At 68.3% G+C, this 2,155-nt stretch carries 2 protein-coding genes; one reads left to right on the plus strand and one right to left on the minus strand.

What is annotated here, in order from left to right; genetic code table 11:
* Positions 1-266 precede the first annotated feature (266 nt).
* Positions 267-827, plus strand: a complete 561-nt coding sequence (locus G6028_RS12090; RefSeq protein ID WP_179524635.1) for an RBBP9/YdeN family alpha/beta hydrolase — start codon at positions 267-269, stop codon at positions 825-827.
* Between the two features lie 133 nt (positions 828-960).
* Here the strand turns inward: G6028_RS12090 and G6028_RS12095 are convergent, their stop codons facing one another.
* Complete coding sequence (locus G6028_RS12095) at positions 961-1,950, minus strand: bile acid:sodium symporter (RefSeq protein ID WP_338404209.1); 990 nt, start codon at positions 1,948-1,950, stop codon at positions 961-963.
* Positions 1,951-2,155: the final 205 nt, after the last annotated feature.

Consider the following 2,155-nt stretch of genomic DNA (forward strand, 5'->3'; position numbering starts at 1 on the left):
CCCTAGAACAGCGTCAACTTGTGGAAGTCAGGTCCGAGCATCACGGCCCGGTCTCCGGTGCCCGCCGGACACCGAACCCGGCAGCACACTGATGCATCAACGCGAGCAGGTGAGCAACTGCCCCGCGCTCGGACTGAACCCGAGCAACGGTCGGACACTCCCCTCGGTGATCCCCGGCCGCGAGCCGGTGCGGAGGAGTGGAACGACACCCAGGCCGCCAGGGCTGTACTCACCCTCCCTTGCGGCACGGTCTGCCGTTCGGTGGCATGACGTCGGTAAGAACCACCCAGGCCGTGATCTTCCACGGGTACGGTGCGACGCCCGCGGACCATTGGTTCGGGTGGCTCGCAGAACAGCTCGAACACGCGGGGGTCCCCACACGAGTACCCGCCTTGCCGGAGTCCACGTCCCCATCTCCGGACCGGTGGGCGGCTACCGCCGCAGAAGAGCTCGGTATCCCGGGGAGAGACACGATCGTGGTCGCCCACAGCCTCGGTTGCCTCACCGTTCTGCGCCACCTCGCCTCCCTGACGGGACCGTGGGAGGTGGGCGGTCTCGTGCTCGTCTCGGGATTCGTCGACCCGTTGCCGGGGCTACCCGAACTGGACGACTTCATCGGTGACGGCGTGGACCTGTCCGGGATCCGAGAGAGGGCCGGGTCGCTCACCATCTTGCGTTCCGACGACGACGATCATGTTCCTGTCGACCTCACAGACCGCCTGGCCGGTCTTCTCGGCACGTCGGCTCAGGTCGTCCCGGGAGCGGGCCACTTCCTCGCGACCGACGGAGTCACGACGCTGCCCCACGCCCTCGACGCCATCGTGTGACACACGCAGCAGGCTCTCGGTGGAGTGTGCCGGCACCACCGTGGACAACCGTCGCTCCGCCCTCGCACCAGCCGAGCGCAGATAGGTGCGGTGGCCACATCCGCCGCCCCGGGACCCGTCGACACGGTGGTCCTCACAGTCCCCCGTCGGCGGACCGCTGGTCGGTCCTGAAGACCACCGGAATCAGCCAGAGGAAGGCGATCATGCCGAGGAGCTCGACCAGGGTCTGTGCCACGATCACCACTGCCGCCACCTCGAACCCCTCAGGCAGTGCGAGCGCCAGCGGAAGGACGACAAACGAATTCCGGGTCCCGAGTCCGAAGGCGAGTGTCCGGGCCTGTCGGGGCGGGAGAGAGAACGAGACCGCCAGAGCCTTGGCGGTGAGCGCGGCCGCGAGCAGGAACGCCACGAAGACCGGGACGACGACCGGGAGAACGTTCAGCGCACCGAGCACGGTATCCACCTGAGCCGTGGCGACGAGAAACACGACACCAGCGAGCAGCGGAACCGGTGCCCAGGCCCATCGATCACGCACCACAAGACGCCCCGGGCGGGCATCGACCCACCACTGCGTGAGCGTCGACGCGATCAGGGGCACGGCGACGATCAGCAGCGCCGGCGCGACCACGTTGAGCGTGATCAACCCTGTGACCTCCTCCCGCGCCATGAGCAGCAGATAAAGAGGAAGCAGGAGCAGCTGTAGAACAAGGTTGACGGGGGTCACCGCGGCGGCCCGGGGCACATCCCCGCCGGCGAGCTGGGTGAAGGCGATGAACCAGTCGGTGCACGGCACGAGCAACACCAGCAACACGCCCAGACGGATCGCGGGGTCGGCGGGAAGGAGAGACACCATCGCCCACACGATCAGGGGCATGAGTACGAAGTTGCCCAACAGGACCACTCCGGAGAACCGGAGGTCGCGCGAGGCGGAGATCAGGTGCAGCACCGGCACCTGGAGGAACGTGGCATAGAGCAACAGGGCGAGAACCGGCCACAGCAGCACCTCGGCCATCGACGCCGTCGCCGGGATGGCGCTCCCCGATGCGAGACCCGCGGCGATGGCCGCGACATAGATCCACACCTGCCGACGCTCGAGGGTGAGCCGATTCAGTCGCTTGTCCACCCCGTCGGCACCTCTCTCATCCTCCAGATCCGAGACCACGGCGGCCCCGACCACGCCAGCCAGTCCGAACCCGAGGCCGACTCCCTCCGGTCCGCCGGTCACCCGAGCCGGAGACGGGCCCGGTCCTCGTCCGCAGGCCTGCAAGCTCGCCTGCAGCCTGCCACGCACGTGGGTGGGGTGGTATGACGAGAGCCCCCGGGTCGCG

The sequence above is a fragment of the Dietzia cercidiphylli genome, from assembly GCF_014145145.1.
In the GTDB taxonomy this organism is placed as follows: Bacteria; Actinomycetota; Actinomycetes; order Mycobacteriales; family Mycobacteriaceae; genus Dietzia; species Dietzia natronolimnaea.

Bases quoted from the DNA above. Each gene is read 5' to 3' on its own strand.
- G6028_RS12090 (WP_179524635.1), top strand. From the start codon at position 267: ATGACGTCGGTAAGAACCACCCAGGCCGTGATCTTCCACGGGTACGGT.